This window comes from Pseudoduganella lutea (assembly GCF_004209755.1).
GTDB lineage: Bacteria > Pseudomonadota > Gammaproteobacteria > Burkholderiales > Burkholderiaceae_D > Rugamonas > Rugamonas lutea.
In genome coordinates this window covers 2132489-2151514 of sequence record NZ_CP035913.1, presented here as the reverse complement: position 1 = coordinate 2151514, position 19026 = coordinate 2132489, and the positions used below count along the sequence as shown (strand labels likewise).

19 protein-coding genes are annotated in these 19026 nt (G+C 65.5%); 12 read left to right on the top strand and 7 right to left on the bottom strand.

From position 1 onward, the window contains the following. The first annotated feature begins 44 nt into the window (after nt 1-44). Both EWM63_RS09065 and EWM63_RS09060 read left to right on the top strand, forming a co-directional pair. Nucleotides 45-953 carry a M48 family metallopeptidase gene (locus EWM63_RS09065; RefSeq protein WP_130186237.1) on the top strand — a complete coding sequence of 303 codons (909 nt, stop codon included), beginning with the start codon at nt 45-47 and terminating at the stop codon, nt 951-953. Between the two features lie 32 nt (nt 954-985). Beyond that, nucleotides 986-1894: a pseudouridine synthase gene (locus tag EWM63_RS09060; protein ID WP_229487825.1), complete on the top strand. Its 909-nt coding sequence runs from the start codon at nt 986-988 to the stop codon at nt 1892-1894. A gap of 16 nt (nt 1895-1910) precedes the next feature. On the opposite strand, the gene EWM63_RS09055 is transcribed toward EWM63_RS09060, so the two are convergent. After that, nucleotides 1911-2681, bottom strand: coding sequence for an exodeoxyribonuclease III (locus EWM63_RS09055; RefSeq protein ID WP_130186236.1), 771 nt, complete (start codon nt 2679-2681; stop codon nt 1911-1913). Between the two features lie 39 nt (nt 2682-2720). On the opposite strand from EWM63_RS09055, the gene pyrE reads away from it, so the two are divergent. The 4 genes from pyrE to EWM63_RS09035 all read left to right on the top strand — a co-directional run bounded on the left by pyrE (nt 2721) and on the right by EWM63_RS09035 (nt 5341). Continuing rightward, a complete protein-coding gene (gene pyrE, locus EWM63_RS09050) occupies nt 2721-3377 on the top strand; it encodes an orotate phosphoribosyltransferase (protein WP_130186235.1) in 657 nt (218 codons plus the stop codon). Between the two features lie 102 nt (nt 3378-3479). Next, entirely contained in the window at nt 3480-3845 is a 366-nt protein-coding gene (locus EWM63_RS09045) for a hypothetical protein (RefSeq protein WP_130186234.1), read from the top strand. Between the two features lie 15 nt (nt 3846-3860). Beyond that, nucleotides 3861-4754, top strand: a complete 894-nt coding sequence (locus EWM63_RS09040) for an alpha/beta fold hydrolase (protein WP_229487824.1) — start codon at nt 3861-3863, stop codon at nt 4752-4754. Nucleotides 4755-4819: 65 nt separating this feature from the next. After that, the gene (locus EWM63_RS09035) at nt 4820-5341 is read left to right on the top strand and encodes a pyridoxamine 5'-phosphate oxidase family protein (RefSeq protein WP_130186233.1); all 522 of its coding nucleotides are present in this window, start codon (nt 4820-4822) and stop codon (nt 5339-5341) included. Between the two features lie 71 nt (nt 5342-5412). On the opposite strand, the gene EWM63_RS09030 is transcribed toward EWM63_RS09035, so the two are convergent. The 4 genes from EWM63_RS09030 to gatC all read right to left on the bottom strand — a co-directional run bounded on the left by EWM63_RS09030 (nt 5413) and on the right by gatC (nt 9809). After that, entirely contained in the window at nt 5413-6432 is a 1020-nt protein-coding gene (locus EWM63_RS09030) for a DUF1176 domain-containing protein (protein WP_130186232.1), read from the bottom strand. 87 nt (nt 6433-6519) lie between these two features. After that, nucleotides 6520-7998, bottom strand: a complete 1479-nt coding sequence (gene gatB, locus EWM63_RS09025) for an Asp-tRNA(Asn)/Glu-tRNA(Gln) amidotransferase subunit GatB (RefSeq protein WP_259772512.1) — start codon at nt 7996-7998, stop codon at nt 6520-6522. Between the two features lie 2 nt (nt 7999-8000). After that, a complete protein-coding gene (gatA, locus tag EWM63_RS09020; protein WP_207221315.1) occupies nt 8001-9485 on the bottom strand; it encodes an Asp-tRNA(Asn)/Glu-tRNA(Gln) amidotransferase subunit GatA in 1485 nt (494 codons plus the stop codon). A gap of 24 nt (nt 9486-9509) precedes the next feature. Beyond that, a complete protein-coding gene (gene gatC, locus EWM63_RS09015) occupies nt 9510-9809 on the bottom strand; it encodes an Asp-tRNA(Asn)/Glu-tRNA(Gln) amidotransferase subunit GatC (protein ID WP_130186230.1) in 300 nt (99 codons plus the stop codon). Nucleotides 9810-10166: 357 nt separating this feature from the next. Between gatC and EWM63_RS09010 the strand changes: the two genes are divergently transcribed. The 6 genes from EWM63_RS09010 to EWM63_RS08985 all read left to right on the top strand — a co-directional run bounded on the left by EWM63_RS09010 (nt 10167) and on the right by EWM63_RS08985 (nt 17428). After that, nucleotides 10167-11210 (top strand): rod shape-determining protein, encoded by a 1044-nt coding sequence (locus EWM63_RS09010; protein WP_050409489.1) that lies wholly within the window; start codon nt 10167-10169, stop codon nt 11208-11210. Between the two features lie 148 nt (nt 11211-11358). Beyond that, nucleotides 11359-12516, top strand: coding sequence for a rod shape-determining protein MreC (gene mreC, locus EWM63_RS09005; RefSeq protein WP_130186229.1), 1158 nt, complete (start codon nt 11359-11361; stop codon nt 12514-12516). After that, nucleotides 12513-13025, top strand: a complete 513-nt coding sequence (mreD, locus tag EWM63_RS09000) for a rod shape-determining protein MreD (protein WP_130186228.1) — start codon at nt 12513-12515, stop codon at nt 13023-13025. Before mreC ends, mreD begins: the two co-directional genes overlap by 4 nt. Nucleotides 13026-13042: 17 nt before the next feature. Beyond that, a complete protein-coding gene (mrdA, locus tag EWM63_RS08995; protein WP_130186227.1) occupies nt 13043-15262 on the top strand; it encodes a penicillin-binding protein 2 in 2220 nt (739 codons plus the stop codon). Nucleotide 15263: 1 nt separating this feature from the next. Beyond that, entirely contained in the window at nt 15264-16379 is a 1116-nt protein-coding gene (gene rodA / locus EWM63_RS08990) for a rod shape-determining protein RodA (protein ID WP_130186226.1), read from the top strand. A 20-nt stretch (nt 16380-16399) separates the two neighbouring features. Next, nucleotides 16400-17428 (top strand): septal ring lytic transglycosylase RlpA family protein, encoded by a 1029-nt coding sequence (locus EWM63_RS08985; protein ID WP_443094124.1) that lies wholly within the window; start codon nt 16400-16402, stop codon nt 17426-17428. Between the two features lie 115 nt (nt 17429-17543). Here EWM63_RS08985 and EWM63_RS08980 read toward each other — a convergent pair whose 3' ends face one another. Both EWM63_RS08980 and EWM63_RS08975 read right to left on the bottom strand, forming a co-directional pair. Then, nucleotides 17544-18248, bottom strand: a complete 705-nt coding sequence (locus EWM63_RS08980) for an SPOR domain-containing protein (RefSeq protein ID WP_229487820.1) — start codon at nt 18246-18248, stop codon at nt 17544-17546. Continuing rightward, nucleotides 18235-19017, bottom strand: coding sequence for a type III pantothenate kinase (locus EWM63_RS08975; RefSeq protein WP_130186224.1), 783 nt, complete (start codon nt 19015-19017; stop codon nt 18235-18237). Before EWM63_RS08975 ends, EWM63_RS08980 begins: the two co-directional genes overlap by 14 nt. Nucleotides 19018-19026 lie beyond the last annotated feature (9 nt).

Below are 19026 nucleotides of genomic sequence, written 5' to 3'. Positions count from 1 at the left end.
GCCGTGAATTTTGTCAGAATGTCACGGTCGTATGGATACAAATCATGAAATCACTCAAACATAGCCTGGCTCTCATTGCCCTCGCCTCCAGCATGCAGCTGGCGGCAGCCCATCAATCCGCGCCGGCGCACCAGGCCGCCGCGCCCGCGTCGGACGGCATTCCCGTCACGCGCCTGTCGCGCCTGCGCGTGCTGTCCGACGAGCAGGCCGTCAACCAGCAGTCAAAGCTGCAATACGATGCGCTGATCAAGGAAGCCGACCAGAAGAATGCGCTGGTCGACGACAGCCATCCGCAGGTGCAGCGCCTGCGCGCCATTGCGAAACGCATCATCCCGCATGTGGGCCGCTGGAATCCCGAAGCGGCGGACTGGAACTGGGAAGTGAACCTGCTCAATTCCGACCAGGTGAATGCCTTCTGCATGCCGGGCGGGCGCATCGCCTTCTTCACCGGCATCCTCACAAAGCTGAACATGACGGATGACGAAGTGGCCATGGTGATGGGCCACGAAATCGCCCATGCGCTGCGTGAACATGCGCGCAAGCGGCAGGGCGAATCGCAGCTGGCGGCGATCGCCGGCAAGGTGGGCGGCATTGCCGCCTCGGCGCTGTTCGGCATCGACCCGAACCTCACTGATTTCGGTGGCCGCATGGCGGCCCAGGCAGCCGTGCTGAAATTCTCGCGTGGCGAGGAAACCGAGGCCGACCTGGTGGGCATCGACCTGGCCGCGCGCGCCGGCTTCGATCCGCGCGCCGGCATCGCGTTGTGGCAGAAGATGGGCGCCGTCAATGCGCGCGCGCCCATCGAATTCCTGTCCACCCACCCGAGCGGCGAAACCCGCATCGGGGAAATGAACAAGAGCATGCCGCTGGTGCTGCCGGTGTATGCGCGCACGAAGGGCACCACGGTGGCGAAGCTGCCGGCTTACCGCACCACGCCGCTGCCCAAGTCATAAAGCGACGCACTGCGCGTCTTACCGTTTCCTGCATGTCTTCCACCGTCAAGTTTCACGGCAAGGCGCCATTGCCGATGCGCGATGGCGTCACGCCCAGCTACCTGTGGCTGCCCGAGGGCGACTGGCCCGACCTGATCACCTTCATGGTGGCCAACTATCCCGCCGTGACCGAGGCGCAATGGCGCGAACGGATGGCGCGCGGCGACGTCGTCGACGCGCAGGGCAGGGCGCTGGCTCCCGATTCGCCCTACAAGCGCAACCTGCGCATCTTTTACTACCGCGAGCTGGAAGCCGAAGCGCCGATTCCGTTCGAGGAGGAAGTGCTGTACCGGGATGAGCACATCGTGGTGGCCGACAAGCCGCATTTCCTGCCGACGATTCCCACCGGCCGCTTCCTGAAGGAGACACTGCTGGTGCGCCTGCGCGCGAAGCTCGGCATCGAGGAACTCGTGCCGATCCACCGGCTCGACCGCGAAACAGCTGGCGTCGTCGTCTTTTCCTGCAACCTCGACAGCAGGGGCGCCTACCAGTCGCTGTTCCAGCAGCGTGTCGTGCAAAAGGAATACGAGGCGCTGGCCGGCCCGCTGCCGGACCGCCAGTTCCCGTTCAGCTACCGCAGCCGCATGGTGCAGGGCGATAAATTCTTCACGATGAAGGAAGAACCGGGCGAGCCGAATTCGGAAACGATGATCGATGTCGTCGAGCAGCGGGGCGAGCACGTGCTGTACCGCCTGTGGCCGCACACGGGGCGGCAGCACCAGCTGCGCGTGCACCTGGCCGCGCTGGGCATTCCGATCGTCAACGACGCGTTCTATCCGGTGGCGCTGCCGTGCAAGGGCGAGGATGTGTCGGCGCCATTGAAACTGCTGGCGCGGGCGATCGGCTTTCCCGATCCGCTGACCGGGGAATGGCGTTACTTTGAAAGCCGGCGTACCCTGTAGGCTGCCAAGCGGATTCTCAGCGCAGGTAGTCGATGATCAGTGGCGCGTGATCGGAGAATTTTACGTCCTTGTAGACGGAAACGGCTTGCGCGCAGCCGGCGATGCCGGGGGTGGCCACATGGTAGTCGATGCGCCAGCCCACGTTCTTCGCGTAAGCCTGGCCGCGGTTGCTCCACCATGTGTATTGCTCCGGGCGCGGATCGAGGCCGCGGTGCACGTCCACGTAGCCGCACTCGTCGAAGATGCGCGTCAGCCACGCGCGCTCTTCCGGCAGGAAGCCGGAATTCTTCAGGTTGCCCTTCCAGTTCTTCAGGTCGATTTCCTTGTGGGCGATGTTCCAGTCACCGCAGATGACGACTTCGCGGCCTTCGGCGCGCAGTTCGACCAGGTGGGGCAGGAACAGGTCCATGAAGCGGAATTTCGCTTCCTGGCGTTCCGGCGACGACGAGCCGGACGGGCAGTACACGGAAATGACCGTCAGGTCGCCGAAATCGCAGCGCACATAACGGCCCTCAGCATCGAATTCTGGGCTGCCGAAGCCGATCTTCACTGCGTCCGGCGCGATCTTGCTGTAAATGCCGGTGCCCGAGTAGCCCTTCTTCTCGGCATAGTGGAAATGGCCGTGGTAGCCGTGCGGATTGCGGAACTCGTCCGTCATGTCGCTGGCGACGCACTTGAGCTCCTGCACGCAGATGAAATCGGCGGACTGGGTGCCCATCCAGTCGAAAAAGCCCTTCTTGGCGGCGGAGCGGATGCCATTCAGGTTGGCGGAAATGATCTTTGGCATGGATTAAAATACGGGCACTTTTAGAAACAGGACCAGCATATGAATAATTTGAGGCAACAGTTTATCGCGTTTTCCGTCTCGGCGGGAGTGCTGAAATTCGGCGAATTCACCACCAAGGCGGGGCGCCAGTCGCCCTATTTCTTCAACGCAGGCCTGTTCCACGACGGCGCCACGCTGGCGAAAGTGGCCGACTTCTACGCCCAGACCCTGCTCGATTCCGGCGTGGAATTCGACATGCTGTTCGGCCCTGCCTACAAGGGCATCACGCTGGCCTCGGCCACGGCGATGGCGCTGGCCGGCAAGGGCCGCAACACGTCGTTCGCCTATAACCGCAAGGAAGCCAAGGATCACGGCGAAGGCGGCACGCTCGTCGGCGCGAAACTCACCGGCAAGGTCGTCATCATCGACGACGTGATCTCGGCGGGCACCTCGGTGCGCGAATCGGTCGAGATGATCCGCAACGCCGGCGCCGAGCCATGCGCCGTGCTGATCGCGCTGGACCGGATGGAGCGGGGCGGCAAGGACGGTGTCGTGTCCGAACTGTCCGCCGTGCAGGAAGTGAGCAAGAACTACGGCATTCCCGTGATCTCGATCGGCAGCCTGGCCGATTTGCTGGGCTACCTGTCCGCCGACCCGGCGCTGGCACAGCACAAGGATGCGGTGGCCGCCTACCGCGACCGCTACGGCGTCTCCTGAACGTTTCCTGAACGTTCTCGAACGTTTACGACCCATTCGCATCCTCCTCCCGTTGTGCTTAAATAGAGGCAACGAAAATAGCGGCAACGCGAGGAGGTGGCGATGAACAAGGCATCCCTGAAGGTTTACGGCGACGAAGCATTCGTTGCCGACGTGCGCGACGGCCTGCCCAGCGAGCCCGAGCACAGCTGGCAGAAGGGCGACGTGCGCCCGGATGGCCGCGTGCGCATCGATGCCGGTTTTTACGTGGACCTGGGGCAGGACGCGAATCCGGTCGCCCTGATGCGGCACCTGCGCGCCTGGCTGCACGAATGCGAGTCCCGCGGCATCACGTTCGACATGCCGCCGCTGGCCGCCGAACTGCGCATCGCGGTCACGGACGTGGGGCCGGACGACGCGCTCGATTTCTCGATCGCCGACCTGACCCTGTTCGTCAACATGGGGATCACGCTCAGTATCACGGGCTGATCCGCCGGCCGATCCATGGCTGATTCCAGGGACGATCCTCAGCGGCCGATGCGCTTTTCCGAAGACCGGCTCGACACGTTCTCCGGCCGTGGCGGCGCCACGCGCACCGTGCGCATCTGGGAACCGCCCGCAGCGGCGGCACCCCTGGCCATCCTGCTGGCGCTGCACGGCGGCATGGCCCATGGCGGCGACTGGGTCACGCCGGCCCTGTACTTCCGCGCACGCGGCATTGCCACCGTGGCATTCGACCTGTGCGGCCATGGCGCGGGCAAGCGCGCCGACATTCCCGATTTCGACATCTTCGTCGAGGAGACCGGCCTGTTCCTCGACTGGATCCGCGCGCGCTGGCCGGGCATACCCGTGTTCGTCATCGCGCATTCGATGGGCGGCCTGGTCGCGACGAAGTTCGGGCTGCAAGGCGGCGACGGCGTTGCCGGCTTTATTCTTTCTTCACCTTATTACGTCAACGCGGTGCCCGTGCCGGCCGTGCTGCAAAAGCTGTCCAGCGTGCTGGCCCGGCTGGCCCCGGCGATGAAAGTGCCGCTGGCGCCGCTGACCGATGTGCTGACGCACGATGCGGCCATCACGGCGCGCCATCACCGCGACGAAGCGGACGGTATTCGCGCCACCGAGATCACCATGCGCTTCGGCCATGCGCTGCAGCATGCGCAGCGCGGCCTGGCCCTGGAGGGCTGGCGGCATCCGCTGTATGTCGTGCTGGCGGGGCAGGACCAGCTGGCCGACACGAACGCTTGCCAGCAACTGCTGCGCGCCGTGCCGCCGCACCTGCTGACCTGCCGGATCGAGGCGAACAACCGCCACGAGAATTTCAACGAGCTGAACCGGGATGATCTCTTTACCGGCATCGACGAGTGGATCGCCCGCGTGCTGGAAGAACGGGAAGGTTAAAAACACCACATACCGCCGGTCAAAATGCCGCTAGCATCGAAGTCTCCCACGAACTGGAGGATGTCATGGATTCGATCAATCGCAACCAGGCGGAACAGACCCACAAGGACCTGACGGGGCACGACGCCGTCAAGCGCATCCGGCACATCGTCGACGACGCGGCCAGCTGTTTCTTCGTCAGCAGCGGCACCGATGCGCGGCCGATGTCCGTGCTCGATGTCGACGCGGCCGGCAGCCTGTGGTTCATGAGCGCTGCCGACAGCCACAAGAACGCGGAAGTCGCGGCGGACCCGAAAGTGCGCCTGTATTTCCAGGCGTCGAAACATGCCGGCTTCCTGTACCTGGACGGTATCGCCACGATCTCGACGGACCCGAACCGGATCCGCGAACTGTGGAGCCCGGAACTGGCCACGTGGTTCACGGGTGGGCTGGGCGACCCGCGCATCACGCTGATCCGCGTGGTGCCCACCGATGGCTACTACTGGGACAACAAGCATGGCAACCTCGTGGCCGGCCTGAAGATCATGGTGGGCGCCGCCATCGGCAAGACGATGGACGATTCGATCGAGGGGCGCGTGGCGCCCTGACGAGGGAGCGCCTTATCGGGGGGCACTGCGGCGAGAGCACTGCAGCGCGGGGCGCTGCAGTGGAGAACACCTCAGCGCAGGCCGCGGGTGACCTTTGCCACCCAGGTCGGCAATTCCCAGGCGCCGCCGGCGGCCACCAGCCGGCACATGCCCGTGGTCGCCGCCAGCGTCGGCGCGAAGCGGCGGCCATCCCACGTCCACTCCTGCTTCGACCAGCAGTCGCCCAGCCCGCGGCCTTTCTGGCTGGCGCTGATGGTGCCGGCCGCGTAGTCGCTGGCGGCCAGGGTCACCAGCACGGGCGCGTAGGGGGCGGCCTTGTTCGCCACCCAGTAGGCCGAGCCCTCGTTGTAGGCGCCGGCCCAGCAAGGCATGTGGATGAGCAGCTTGTCCGGCGTCAGGCGCAGCGCCATCAGCTGGTCCGCCTGCAGGGCATCGCAATCGTCGGCCCCGAGCGTGCCGCGCAGCTCGCGCAGCAGCGCCGTGCGCGCGGCTGGCGCCAGGTTCACTTCGGTGGATCCGGCCGAGGCGGGCGATACTTCCGGCGCCGGCAGCGGCGCCGGCACGGCATCCTCGCTTTTCGCGCCCTTGCGCACCAGGGCACCAGCGGTGCCAAGGCGGCCCTGGAACTCATCCATCTTCAGCAGCACGGCCGCGGCACCCTTGCCGGACAGCGTCCACGTCGTGGTACCGTCCGTCCACTGCAGCTTGCTGTTCTTCGCCAGGGCGGTCAGCAGCGCGGCGGTCTGCGCCGCCGTGAGCCGGTAATTGCCGTCGTCCGCCAGGTCCGGCTCACCCAGCGGCTTGCCATCGATACGCATCGTCAGCGCGTCTTTCGGCGCGGGCGCGTCGTCGTCGTACGTGCCGGTTTGCAGCAAGGCTTTCACGGGCTGCCGCGGGCCCGCCTTGCGCTCGAGCAGCACCGAGATGGCGGGGCCTTTGGTTTCCTCCGACTGGTAGCCGGCGGCGCGGCAGGTGCGCGTGTTGTCGCACGCGACTTCCCAGTCGTGATGGGTGAAGTGGATGCCGGCCGGTTCGCCGGCCAGCGCGGGGAAGGCCAGGGTGGCCAGCAGCATGGTGATCGGGGTTCTCATGCCGAGAAGATAACAAAAAAGGCGCCGCAGCGCCTTTTTTGAAAACCGGTGTCTGTCACCGGTTTTGGGCCGGCAACGCTGGGGGGCTCAACCAGCCAGCTTTGCCTTCAACAACTCCGTCAGCTGGGCCGGGTTGGCCTTGCCCTTGGAAGCCTTCATCGCTTGGCCGATCAGCGCATTGATCGCCGCTTCCTTGCCGGCGCGGTACTGCTCCACCGACTTGGCATTGTTGGCGAGGACTTCGTCGACGATCGCCACCAGGGCGCCCGCATCGGATACCTGGCCGAGGTCTTTTTCCTTGATGATGGCATCGACCAGCGCCGCGTCGTCCGAGTTCGCTTCCCACAGCGCCTGGAACACTTCCTTGGCGGCCTTGTTCGAGATCGTGCCGTCGGCAATCCGCTTCAGCATCAGCGCCAGCTGCGCCGGCTTCACGGGCGCGTCGGCGATGTCGACGTCGTTGCGATTCAGCGTGGATGACACGTCGCCCATCAGCCAGTTGGCGGCGGCCTTGGCATTTTCCTGGCCGGCCGCCGCCACCACGGCTTCGAAGTACGTGGCCATCGCCTTCGACGACGTCAGCACCAGCGAATCGTATTCCGGCAGCTTGTATTCATTGACGAAGCGCTCGCGCATCACGGCCGGCAGTTCCGGCATCGCCGCCTTCACGCGCTCGATCCATTCCTCGGAAATGGCCAGCGGCGGCAGGTCCGGGTCGGGGAAGTAGCGGTAGTCCTGCGCATCTTCCTTGCTGCGCATTTCGCGGGTTTCCTTGCGGTCCGGGTCGTACAGGCGCGTGGCTTGCACTACCTTGCCGCCATCCTCGATCAGCTCGATCTGGCGGCGTACTTCCACATTGACCGCTTCTTCGATGAAGCGGAACGAGTTCAGGTTCTTGATCTCGCAGCGCGTGCCGAACTCGGTCTGGCCTTTCGGGCGCACGGACACGTTGACGTCGCAGCGGAACGAGCCTTCCTGCATATTGCCGTCGCAAACGCCCAGCCACATCACCAGGCCATGCAGCGCCTTGGCATACGCCACCGCTTCCTGCGCCGAGCGGATTTCCGGCTCGGACACGATTTCCAGCAGCGGCGTGCCGGCACGGTTCAGGTCGATGCCGGACATGCCATGGTAATCCTCGTGCAGCGATTTGCCGGCATCTTCCTCGAGGTGGGCGCGCGTCAGGTTCACGGTCCTGGTGACGAACTTGCCATCCTTCTCGAAGCCGAACGTCAGCGAGCCGCCCTGCACGACCGGGTCATCCATCTGGCTGATCTGGTAACCCTTCGGCAGGTCGGGGTAAAAATAATTCTTGCGGGCGAAGATCGATTGCGGCGCGATCTTCGCGCCCACGGCCAGGCCGAAGCGGATCGCGCGATCGACGGCCTGCTTGTTCATCACCGGCAGCACGCCCGGCAATGCCAGGTCCACCGGGCTGGCCTGCGTGTTCGGCTCGGCGCCAAACGCGGTCGGCGAGCCGCTGAAGATTTTCGAATCGGTCGTGAGCTGCACGTGGTTCTCGAGACCGATGACGACTTCCCATTCCATAGCTGTTCTTCCTTTGATCTTCAGATGCCCGCGGGCGCGCGCGTGTGCCAGTCGGTCGCCTGCTGGAACTGGTGGGCGATGTTCAGCAGCTTCGCCTCGGCGAAGTAATTGCCGATGAGTTGCAGGCCCACCGGCCGGTTCGCATTCTTGTCGCCCTGGCCGAAGCCGCAGGGGATCGACATGCCGGGCAGGCCGGCCAGGCTGGTGGACAGCGTGAAGATGTCGGCCAGGTAGTTCGCCACCGGGTCGTCCGCCTTCGAGCCCAGGTCCCAGGCCACGGTCGGGGCCACCGGGCCCATGATGACGTCGCACACGGCGTCCGGACCGGAAAGCACCTTGGCGAAATCGTCGGCGATCAGGCGGCGGATCTTCTGCGCTTTCACATAGTAGGCATCGTAGTAGCCATGGCACAGCACGTAGGTGCCGACCATGATGCGGCGCTGCACCTCGGGGCCGAAGCCCTGGGCGCGCGTCTTCCTGTACATATCCTGCAGATCCTTATAGCCCTCGGCGCGGAAGCCGTAGCGCACGCCATCGAAGCGCGACAGGTTCGACGATGCCTCGGCCGGCGCGATCATGTAGTAGGCCGGGATCGACAGCGCGGTGTTGGGCAGCGAGATGTCGACGAGCGTGGCGCCCAGCTTCACGAACTGTTCCAGCGCGGCGCGCACGGCCTGTTCCACGTCGGCGGAAAGGCCTTCGCCAAAGTATTCCTTCGGCACGCCGATGCGCAGGCCCGTCAACGGCTCGTTCAGGTTGCGCGTGAAGTCTTCATGCACGCCGCCTTGTTCCGGTGCCAGGCTCGTCGAATCGCGCTCGTCGTAACCGGCCATGGCCGACAGCAGCAAGGCGCAATCCTCGGCGGTTTGCGCCATCGGGCCGCCCTGGTCCAGCGACGAGGCAAACGCGATCATGCCGAAGCGCGATACGCGGCCGTAGGTGGGCTTGATGCCGGTGATGCCGCAGAACGACGCCGGCTGGCGGATCGAGCCGCCCGTGTCGGTACCGGTCACGGCCGGCGCCAGGCGCGCGGCCACGGCCGCGGCGGAGCCGCCCGACGAACCGCCGGGCACGGCATTCGCGTCCCACGGGTTCTTCACGGCACCGAAGGCCGAATTCTCGTTCGACGAACCCATTGCGAACTCGTCGCAATTGAGCTTGCCCAGGTGAACCATGCCGACGCCGTGCAGCTTCTCGACCACGGTGGCATCGAACGGGCTCGTGTAATTGGCCAGCATCTTCGAGCCGGCGGTGGAGCGCCAGCCGCGGGTCACGAAGATATCCTTGTGGGCGATCGGCACGCCGGTCAGTGCATGGGCGTTGCCGGCCGCCAGGCGGGTATCGGCATCGGCGGCCTGGGCCAGCGTGAGCGCGCGGTCGACGTGCAGGAATGCGTTCAGGTCGCTGGCCTCGATACGGTCGAGGTAATGGGTCGCCAGCTCAGTGGCGGAGATCTCTTTCGACTGCAGCAGCGCGGACAGTTCTTTGAGGGTCTTGGTATGGATGATCATATGGTCTGCGGCGAAATGTTAGTCGATCACCTTCGGTACCAGGTACAGGCCGTCCTCGGTCTTCGGCGCCACCTGCTGGTAATCGTCGCGGCGGTTCGGTTCCGTCGGCACGTCTTCACGCAGGCGCAGCGCGACCTGCATGTGCGCGGCCAGCGGGTGCGCCAGCGGCGGCACGCCTTCGGTATCCACGGCCTGCATCTGCTCGGCCAGCGCGAAAATGCCGTTCAGCTTGTCCAGCATCGCCGCGGAATGCTGCTCGTCCATTTCCAGTTGCGCCAGCTTGGCGATGCGGTTTACGTCGTTCGTTGTCAGGGACATGATTTCGGGCGCGAAGCGCAGGATTTAGAAACAGGGGATTTCAAAAGACTTTTGTAACATCGGCCATCTCGCCCTAAAACCCCGGCAAACCTGCATAAACACAGGCTTCGGGGTCCGCACATTTGAGTGGATTCAGGGCAAATAGCCCGTGAATTATAAGGTAGAATGCCGGGTTGATGCGTTGCCGGCATCCCGGTGGCCGCCATATAGGGCAGGACCCGGTTGCAAGCCCGGTTGCGAGCCCGGCGCCACGGCACGACGCCACAGCACGACGCATTACAGGACAACGCAGTACTGGACGACGCAGTACTGGCTACTTTTAACTGCCCACGCGCGGGCAAGCGCTACAGGATACTCATGTTTGGTTTTTTACGCAGGTACATCTCGTCCGACCTGGCCATTGACCTCGGCACGGCAAATACCCTCATCTACGTGCGCGGCTCGGGCATCGTGCTCGACGAGCCATCCGTGGTGGCGATCCGCCAGGAAGGCGGCCCGAACGGCAAGAAGACCATCCAGGCGGTAGGCAAGGAAGCCAAGCAGATGCTGGGCAAGGTGCCTGGCAACATCGAGGCGATCCGCCCGATGAAGGATGGCGTGATCGCCGACTTCACCGTGACCGAGCAGATGCTCAAGCAGTTCATCCGCATGGTGCACGATTCGAAGTTCTTCCGCCCGTCGCCACGCATCATCATTTGCGTGCCGTGCGGTTCGACCCAGGTGGAACGCCGCGCGATCCGCGAATCGGCACTCGGTGCCGGCGCTTCGCAGGTGTACCTGATCGAGGAACCGATGGCGGCCGCGATCGGCGCCGGTCTGCCGGTCTCCGACGCAACGGGTTCGATGGTGGTCGACATCGGCGGCGGCACCACCGAGGTGGGCATCATCTCGCTGGGCGGCATGGTCTACAAGGGCTCGGTGCGCGTGGGTGGCGACAAGTTCGATGAAGCGATCGTCAACTACATCCGCCGCAACTACGGCATGCTGATCGGCGAACAGACGGCCGAGGCGATCAAGAAGGCGATCGGCTCCGCGTTCCCGGGCTCCGAAGTGAAGGAAATGGAAGTCAAGGGCCGCAACCTGTCCGAAGGCATTCCCCGTTCGTTCACGATCTCGTCGAACGAGATCCTCGAAGCGCTGACCGACCCGCTGAACAATATCGTGTCGGCCGTGAAGAACGCGCTGGAACAGACGCCGCCGGAACTGGGCGCCGATATCGCCGAAAAGGGCATGATGCTGACGGGCGGTGGTGCGCTGCTGCGCGACCTGGATCGCCTGCTGATGGAAGAAACCGGCCTGCCGGTGCTGGTGGCCGAAGATCCGCTGACCTGCGTGGTGCGCGGTTCGGGCATGGCGCTGGAACGCATGGACCAGCTGGGATCGATCTTCTCCTACGAGTGATCGCTGCCACGACCGTGGTCGCGATCGATCGTTGCAGGTGATCGCAACCGGGCGTTTGCAATAGCGTTGGCAGAGCATTAGCAATAACGTTGGAAATACCAGGGCGGCCCGTGCATTGCGCACGGCCGCTCGCGTCCTTTCAGGATCTATGGAATACAGTCCGCCGCCACTCTTCAAGCAAGGGGCGTCCGCGCGCGCCAAGATGATGATCTGCGCGTGCATTTCGATCGCATTGCTGTTGTTCGATTCGCGCGTGGGCGCGCTGACCGTCGTGCGCCAGGTGGTCGGTACCGTGCTGTACCCGCTGCAGGTGGTGGCGATGCTGCCGCGCGATGCGCTGCTGGGCGTGGGCACGTATTTTTCCACGCTGTCCGGCCTGGAACGGCAGGTGCGCGAACTGAAGACGCAGCAGATCGCCATGGCGCAGACGCTGCAGCAGGCGCAGCTCACGCAGGCCGAGAATGCGCAACTGCGCAAGTTGCTCGAAGCCCGTGAAAAGGTGCCCGGCAAGACGATGCTGGCCGAAATCCTCTACGACGCGCGCGACGTGTTCACCCGCAAGGTGATCCTGAACCGCGGCACGCAGCAGGGCGTGCGGGCCGGGCTGCCGGTGATCGACAACCAGGGCGTGGTAGGGCAGGTGACGCGCGTGTTTCCCTTCACGTCCGAAGTCACGCTGCTGACCGACAAGGAGCAGGCCATCCCCGTGCAGGTGCTGCGCAACGGCTTGCGCAGCGTGGCCTACGGCCGCGGCCAGTCCGGCAACCTCGACCTGCGCTTCATGGCACCCAATGCCGACGTGGTGGTGGGCGACATCCTGATCACGTCCGGCATCGATGGCGTGTATCCGGCCGGCCTGGCGGTGGCCCGCGTCATCCAGGTCGAGAACAGCGCGAACGGCATGTTCGGCCGCGTGGTCTGCCAGCCGCTGGCCGGCATCGAGCGCAATACGCAGCTGCTGGTGCTGATGTCGCTGCCGGAGATGCCGCCGCGGCCACCGGAAGAAGATACGACCAAGCCGGTGAAGAAGAAAAAGGCGGCTGATGCGGCCGCCGGGGCGCAGGGCACCACCGCCGGCGGGGCGCCGGCCGCTGCCGGTGCCGCGATGGTAAATACAGCGGTCAACGCGGCGGTCAATGCGCCGGCCGCCATACCCGCCGCCGCGAATGCACCCGCGGCCGGACCCGGCCTGCGGCCCGCCGCGCCGCCGCAACCGCTGGCGACGACGCCGGCCGCCACGCCGGCGCCACGTGCAGCCGCACCGGCAACAGCACCCGCGCCCGTGGCGCCGAGGGAGACCCGATGAACCGTCCACAGTACATCCTGCTGCCCGTCAGCCCCATCTTCATCGCGATCAGCCTGATTGCCGCGTTCCTGCTGAACCTGATGCCCTGGGGCCAGTTCATCGCCGCACCCGATTTCGTGGCGCTGGTGCTCGTGTTCTGGGGTGTGCACCAGCCTCGCCGGGTCGGGATCGGCACGGCGTTCTGCCTCGGCCTGCTGATGGACGTGCACGATGCCACCCTGCTCGGCGAGAACGCGCTGGCGTATACACTGCTGTCCTACTGCGCGATCATGATGCACCGGCGCGTGCTGTGGTTCCGCATCAGTACCCAGGCGATGCATGTGCTGCCGCTGCTGCTGCTGGCACAGGCGGTGCAGTTGCTGGTGCGCTTTATTGTCTCCGGCAAGTTTCCCGGCTGGTTCTACTTCGTCGAAAGCTTCGTGTCGGCCCTGCTGTGGCCCCTGATCACGGTGCTGCTGCTGGCGCCGCAGCGGCGCGCGGTCGACAAGGACCATACCCGTCCGATCTGATGCGCCGATAGCCAATCATGACAGAGCTGAAGAACAACGAGCGCGAACTGCACCTGTTCCGGGTGCGGCTGACGCTGCTCGGCTCCCTCGTCTTCATCTGCTTCGCGCTGCTGCTTGCGCGCCTGGTCTGGCTGCAGGTGATCCGGCACAGCGACTACATGGCGCAGGCGGAGGACAACCGGATCGCCGTGGTGCCGGTCCAGCCGAACCGTGGGCTGATCCTCGACCGCAACGGCGTGGTCCTGGCGCGCAACTATTCGGCCTACACGCTCGAGATCACGCCGTCGAAGCTGCGCGTGCCTCTCGAGGAAATGATCGATTCACTGGCCCTGATCGTGGAAGTGACGCCGAAGGACCGCCGCCGCTTCAGGAAGCTGATGGACGAGTCGAAGAACTTCGCCAGCATTCCGCTGCGCACCCGGCTGTCCGACGAGGAAGTGGCGCGCTTCACGGCGAACCGTTTCCGCTACCCCGGCGTCGAAGTGCAGGCACGCCTGTTCCGCAACTACCCGCTGGGTGAGGCGGCCTCGCACGTGATCGGCTACATCGGCCGCATCAACCAGAAGGAGGCCAAGGCGATCGAGGAGCGCGAGGACGCGGCCAACTACAACGGTACGGACTACATCGGCAAGGAAGGCCTGGAGAAGAGCTACGAAAAGCACCTGCATGGCATCACCGGCTACGAGGAAGTGGAGGTGTCCGCCGGCGGCCGCGCGATCCGCACGCTGTCGCGCAAGCCGCCGACCTCCGGCAGCAACCTGATCCTGTCGATCGACATCGAGCTGCAAAAGATCGCCGAAGAAGCGTTCGGCGAATGGCGCGGCGCATTGGTGGCGATCGAACCGTCGACCGGCGACGTGCTGGCCTACGTGTCGCGACCGGGCTACGATCCGAACCTGTTCGTCGACGGCATCGACACGCAGAGCTGGAATGAACTCAATACTTCGCTGGACCGGCCGATGGTGAACCGGCCGCTGTCCGGCACCTATGCGCCGGGTTCCACCTTCAAGCCGTTCATGGCGCTGGCCGCGCTGGAGACTGGCAAGCGCACGCCGTCGCAGGCGATCTTCGATCCGGGCTACATGTACCTGGGCACCCACAAATTCCGCGACGACGTGGTGCACGGCCACGGCACGGTGGACCTGCGCAAGTCGATCGTCGTGTCGTGCAACACGTATTACTACCACCTGGGCCGCGACATGGGGATCGACATGATCCACGACTTCATGAAGCCGTTCGGCTTCGGCCAGAAGACCGGCATCGACCTCGATAACGAAAAGACCGGCGTGCTGCCGTCGAAGGCATGGAAGCAGTCGCGCTACAAGAAGAACCCGGCGGCGGGCAAGTGGGTGGGCGGGGACACGATCTCGGTGTCGAACGGTTCCGGCTACAACTCGTACACGCCGCTGCAGATCGCGCACGCCGTGGCGAACCTGGCCAACAATGGTGTCGTCATGAAGCCGCACCTCGTCAAGATCATCGAGGATGGCGGCACGCGCGCCCGCACGCTGACCGTGCCAAAGGAAAGCTACCGCATTCCGCTGAAGCAGCAGAACATCGACCTCATCAAGGATGCGATGGTGGGCGTGGTGAGCGAGCAGGGCGGCACCGCCACCCGCGCGTTCGCCGGCGTGGGCTACACCGTGGGCGGCAAGACGGGTACCGCGCAGGTCGTGGGCATTCGCAAGAACGAGAAGTACAACGCCAAGACACTGGCCGAGCGCCTGCGCGACAACGCGCTGTTCGTGGCCTTCGCCCCGGCGGAAAAGCCGCGCATCGTGCTCGCCATGGTGGTGGAGAATGCAGGCTTCGGCGGCGCCGTGGCGGCGCCGATCGCCCGCAAGGTGCTCGATTACTACATACTCGGCAAGCGGCCGACCGAGAAGAACACGGACAAGGTACCCAAGGAGGACGCTGAAGTGTTCGAGCCCATCGAAGGCCCGCTTGCCGAGGAAGAGGCGGCGCTGGCGCGTGAACAGCTGGCGGGCCAGGCCGGTGCACAGCCACCTGCGGGGACGCCGGCGCAACCGGCCGCCGGCGCGGCGCCGAACGCGGCCGGCCGGCCCGCCGCGACGCCGCCCGGGCCGGGGCTGATGCCGGTACGTCCGGCGACGACGGCTCCGCCTGCCGGCCGCGCGCCCGCACCGTCGCCGTCGCCATCGCAGCCCGCCGCCAGGGCACCGGCTGCCAGGGCACCGGCCGCGGCGCCGGCCGTCCCGCCAAGGAACTGGGAATAATATGCGCATCAACGAACGACGCTCGCTGTGGCGGCGCGTGAAACCCTATGTGGCGGTATTCGATCCGCCGCTGCTGCTCCTGCTCGTGCTGCTGCTGACGACCAGCCTGATCACGTTGTTCTCGGCCAGCCTGGGTATCGAAGGCAAGATCGAGGACCAGTTGCGCAATATCGCGATGTGCGTGCTCGTCATGTGGATCACATCGAATATCTCGCCGCAGAACCTGATGCGGATCGCGGTGCCTGCCTACACGGTGACCGTGCTGCTGCTGGTCGCGGTGGCGCTGTTCGGCACCATCAAGCTCGGCGCGCGGCGCTGGCTGCATATCGGCTTCATCGACATCCAGCCCTCCGAACTGGCCAAGATCGCCGTGCCGCTGATGCTGGCCTGGTATTTCCAGAACCAGCAGGGGCACCTGCGCTGGCACTCCTACCTCGTCGGTGCCTTGCTGCTGATGGTGCCCGTGGGCCTGGTGATGCGCCAGCCGGATCTCGGCACCTCGCTGCTGGTGGTGGCCGCGGGATTCGCGGTCATCTACCTCGCCGGACTGCCATGGCGCGCAATGCTTGCGCTGGTGGTGGCGGGCGCGTGCTTCATGCCGGTGGCCTGGTCGATGATGCACGATTACCAGCGTGAACGCGTGATGACGCTGATCGATCCGACCGCCGACCCGCTGGGCAAGGGCTTCCACATCATCCAGTCGACGATCGCGATCGGCTCGGGCGGCATCATGGGGAAAGGGTGGACGAAGGGCACGCAAACGCACCTGGAATTCATTCCCGAACGCACCACCGACTTCATCTTCTCCGTCTACTCGGAGGAGTTTGGCCTGGCGGGCAACCTGTTCCTGCTGCTGCTATACCTGCTGCTGATCGGCCGTGGCATGATGATCGCGGCCAACGCACCCAATTTCTTCACACGCCTGCTGGCAGGAGCGATGACGATGATTTTCTTTACTTATGCCTTTGTGAACATGGGAATGGTGAGCGGCATCCTGCCCGTGGTGGGCGTGCCGCTGCCTTTCATGAGCTATGGCGGCACCGCCTTGCTGACGCTGGGGATCGTGTCCGGGATCCTGATGAGCGTGCAGCGTCACCGTAAGCTGGTGCAGACCTGATGGCGCGCCGGTTTTTGTCTTTGTCCTTGTCGCGCGCAGGTTCGTGCACGCTGCTGACGGCGCTGCTGGCGCTGGCCGGCTGCGGCGGCCCCGAGGTCGTGAGCCACTTGCCGGGTGCACCGAAGGTCAAGCCGAAGCAGCGCGAAGCCGGCGTGCCCGTGCTGCCGCCGGCCGGCTCCGGCCGCGGCGGCTACTACAAGGACGACGGCCCGGGCGAGAACCCGCCGCCGAACCTGCTGCAGACGCCCGATGCCGAAGTGCGCAACGATCCGCTGCTGCCACGCTCCAACCGGCCGTACACCGTGTTCGGCACCACCTACGAGCCGATCCCGAACGACAAGCCGTACACGGTGCGCGGCATGGGCACCTGGTATGGCAAGAAGTTCCATGGGCAGCGCACGTCGTCCGGCGAACTGTATGACATGTACAAGATGTCGGCCGCCCACCCGACCCTGCCGATCCCTTCGTATGCGCGGGTCACGAACCTGGCGACCGGCAAGTCGGTCGTGGTGCGGGTCAACGACCGCGGGCCGTTCAAGTCGTCGCGCGTGATCGATGTTTCCTACACGGCGGCGCTGAAACTGGGCTTGCTGCTCAATGGCAGCAGCGAGCTGGAAGTCACGCGCATCATGCCGGACGAGATCGAGCGGATGGTCGCGGCACGCAAGGCCGGTGCCGTCATCGCGGCCGTCGAGGGCGTGCCGGCCAGCGCACTGCGGCCGGGAGCGCCGCTGCTGCCGGGCGCGGGGCCGGACGAACTGGAAGACTTCATCCTGTCGCGTGACACGGCAACCGACACGGCCGCGCCATCGTCCAGCGGCTACTACCTGCAGCTGGGTGCCTATGCCAAGGAAAACAGTGCCGCCAGGATGCGCGAACGGCTTGCCGGGGCAACCCGCGGCAGCGACTTCGCCGTGGTGCAGGCCGGCTCGCTGTACCGTCTGTACGGCGGCCCGTACGGCTCACGCGAAGAAGCCGCCGCGGCCGCCGCACGGCTGCCCACCGCGCTGCAGCTCAAGCCCCTTATCGTGCAGCGCGAAGTGAATTAACAAAATTGCCGAAACCGGGTCTGGAAGGAGTATTGGCATGCATGCCAATACTGCTTGGCAGGCGCAGAGCATGCTCTGCGAAACCCCTGCCGCGCCCCCGGTTTCAGGCAATTTTTCATTGGCACTTGCGCAGCTGCTGTTCCTTGAAGCCGGCGGCGATTTTCTCTAGCCGGGCACGGGTGGTGGCACCGATGTCGCGGAACTGGAAGACGAGCTGCTTCGATGGAGCATAGCGCGGGCTGATGCGGGCGCCGGTGACGCCCTGCTTGACCAGTGCCGCGAGCTGCGTCTGCGCGGCCGCTTCCTGCTTGAACACGCCCAGCGAGATCGCCAGCTTCATCGGCTGGCCATCGGGGATGATGTAGAAGTTTTCCACGCCTTTCGCGCGCAGCTCGGCGGCCTTGCGGTTCGCCGCGTCCCGGTTGGGGAAGGGCGGGATGTTGACGACGTAGCCCGACACATCCTGCCCTTGCACGTTACGACGCGACTGGCGGTCCCCCAGTTCCAGCGGTGCCAGTTCGGCCTCGAAGCGGCGCGCCTCGGCCAGCACGAAGTTGCCGACTTCGATGCAGGCCACAGCCACCGCTTCATCCTTCGGCGCCGGGCCGGGCGGAGCGGCTTGCGCGGCGGCCGCGACAGCCTGCGTGGGCGCAATCACTTTCAGCGCTTTGGCATTGAGCTGCTTTTCCATGCGCGCGGGTTCCCGTTCGCCTTCGGCCACGTCGCCCACCAGGCCCTTGCCGACGGCGAACAGTGCCACGTTCGCGGCCAGCAGCGCGAAGAAGCAGAATTTCAGCATGGCGTAGTCAGCATGTTTCACCCATTTCGCCGGCCAGCAGCGCCGCGTGCAGGCCGAGCATCACGATATTGTCCACATGGCGCGCAGGCACGTTCAATGCCGGGGCGATCAGGGGAGCGGCGCCACCGGAGATGATACATGCGGCACCGCCAAGGGCGCCCACCGCGCGTTCGATTGCGCCGGCCTGGGCGGCCAGGCAGCCGGACAGGATCGCATCATGCGTGTTGTCCGCGAACGTCGGCGGCAGTACGGTACCCGCGTCGATCTGCGGCAGCTGCGCCGTGTTGCGCGCCAGCGCGCCGGACATCAGTCGCAGCCCCGGCAGGATCATGCCACCGATGAACGTGCCGTCCGCCGTCACGGCATCCACCGTGGTCGCCGTGCCGCAGTTGGCGATGACCACGGGGCGGCCAGGTACCAGCGCGCGCACGCCGATCGCGGCGGCAAAACGGTCGCAGCCCAGTTGCGCGGGATTGGCATAGCCGTTGACGATGCCGGCGCGCGAGGGCACGGCGGCGAACCATTCGACCGCCGCGGCCGGCGCGCAAACGCGCAGCGCGCCTTCGATCGCGGCGCGCACGCCGCCACCGGCCACGTTGGCCGCCAGCACCCGTGCTGGCACGATACCCGCCGCCTGCCACTCGGCGATCAAGGTGTCGAGCAGGCCATGCGCCATCGCGCCCTGCACGCGCCACTGGCCCAGCGGCGCGTCGGCATCGGCCAGCGCCCACTTGACGCGGGTATTGCCGGCATCGAGCAGCAGCCAGGTGCCGGCAGATTCCGCTTTCATGTCCACCGT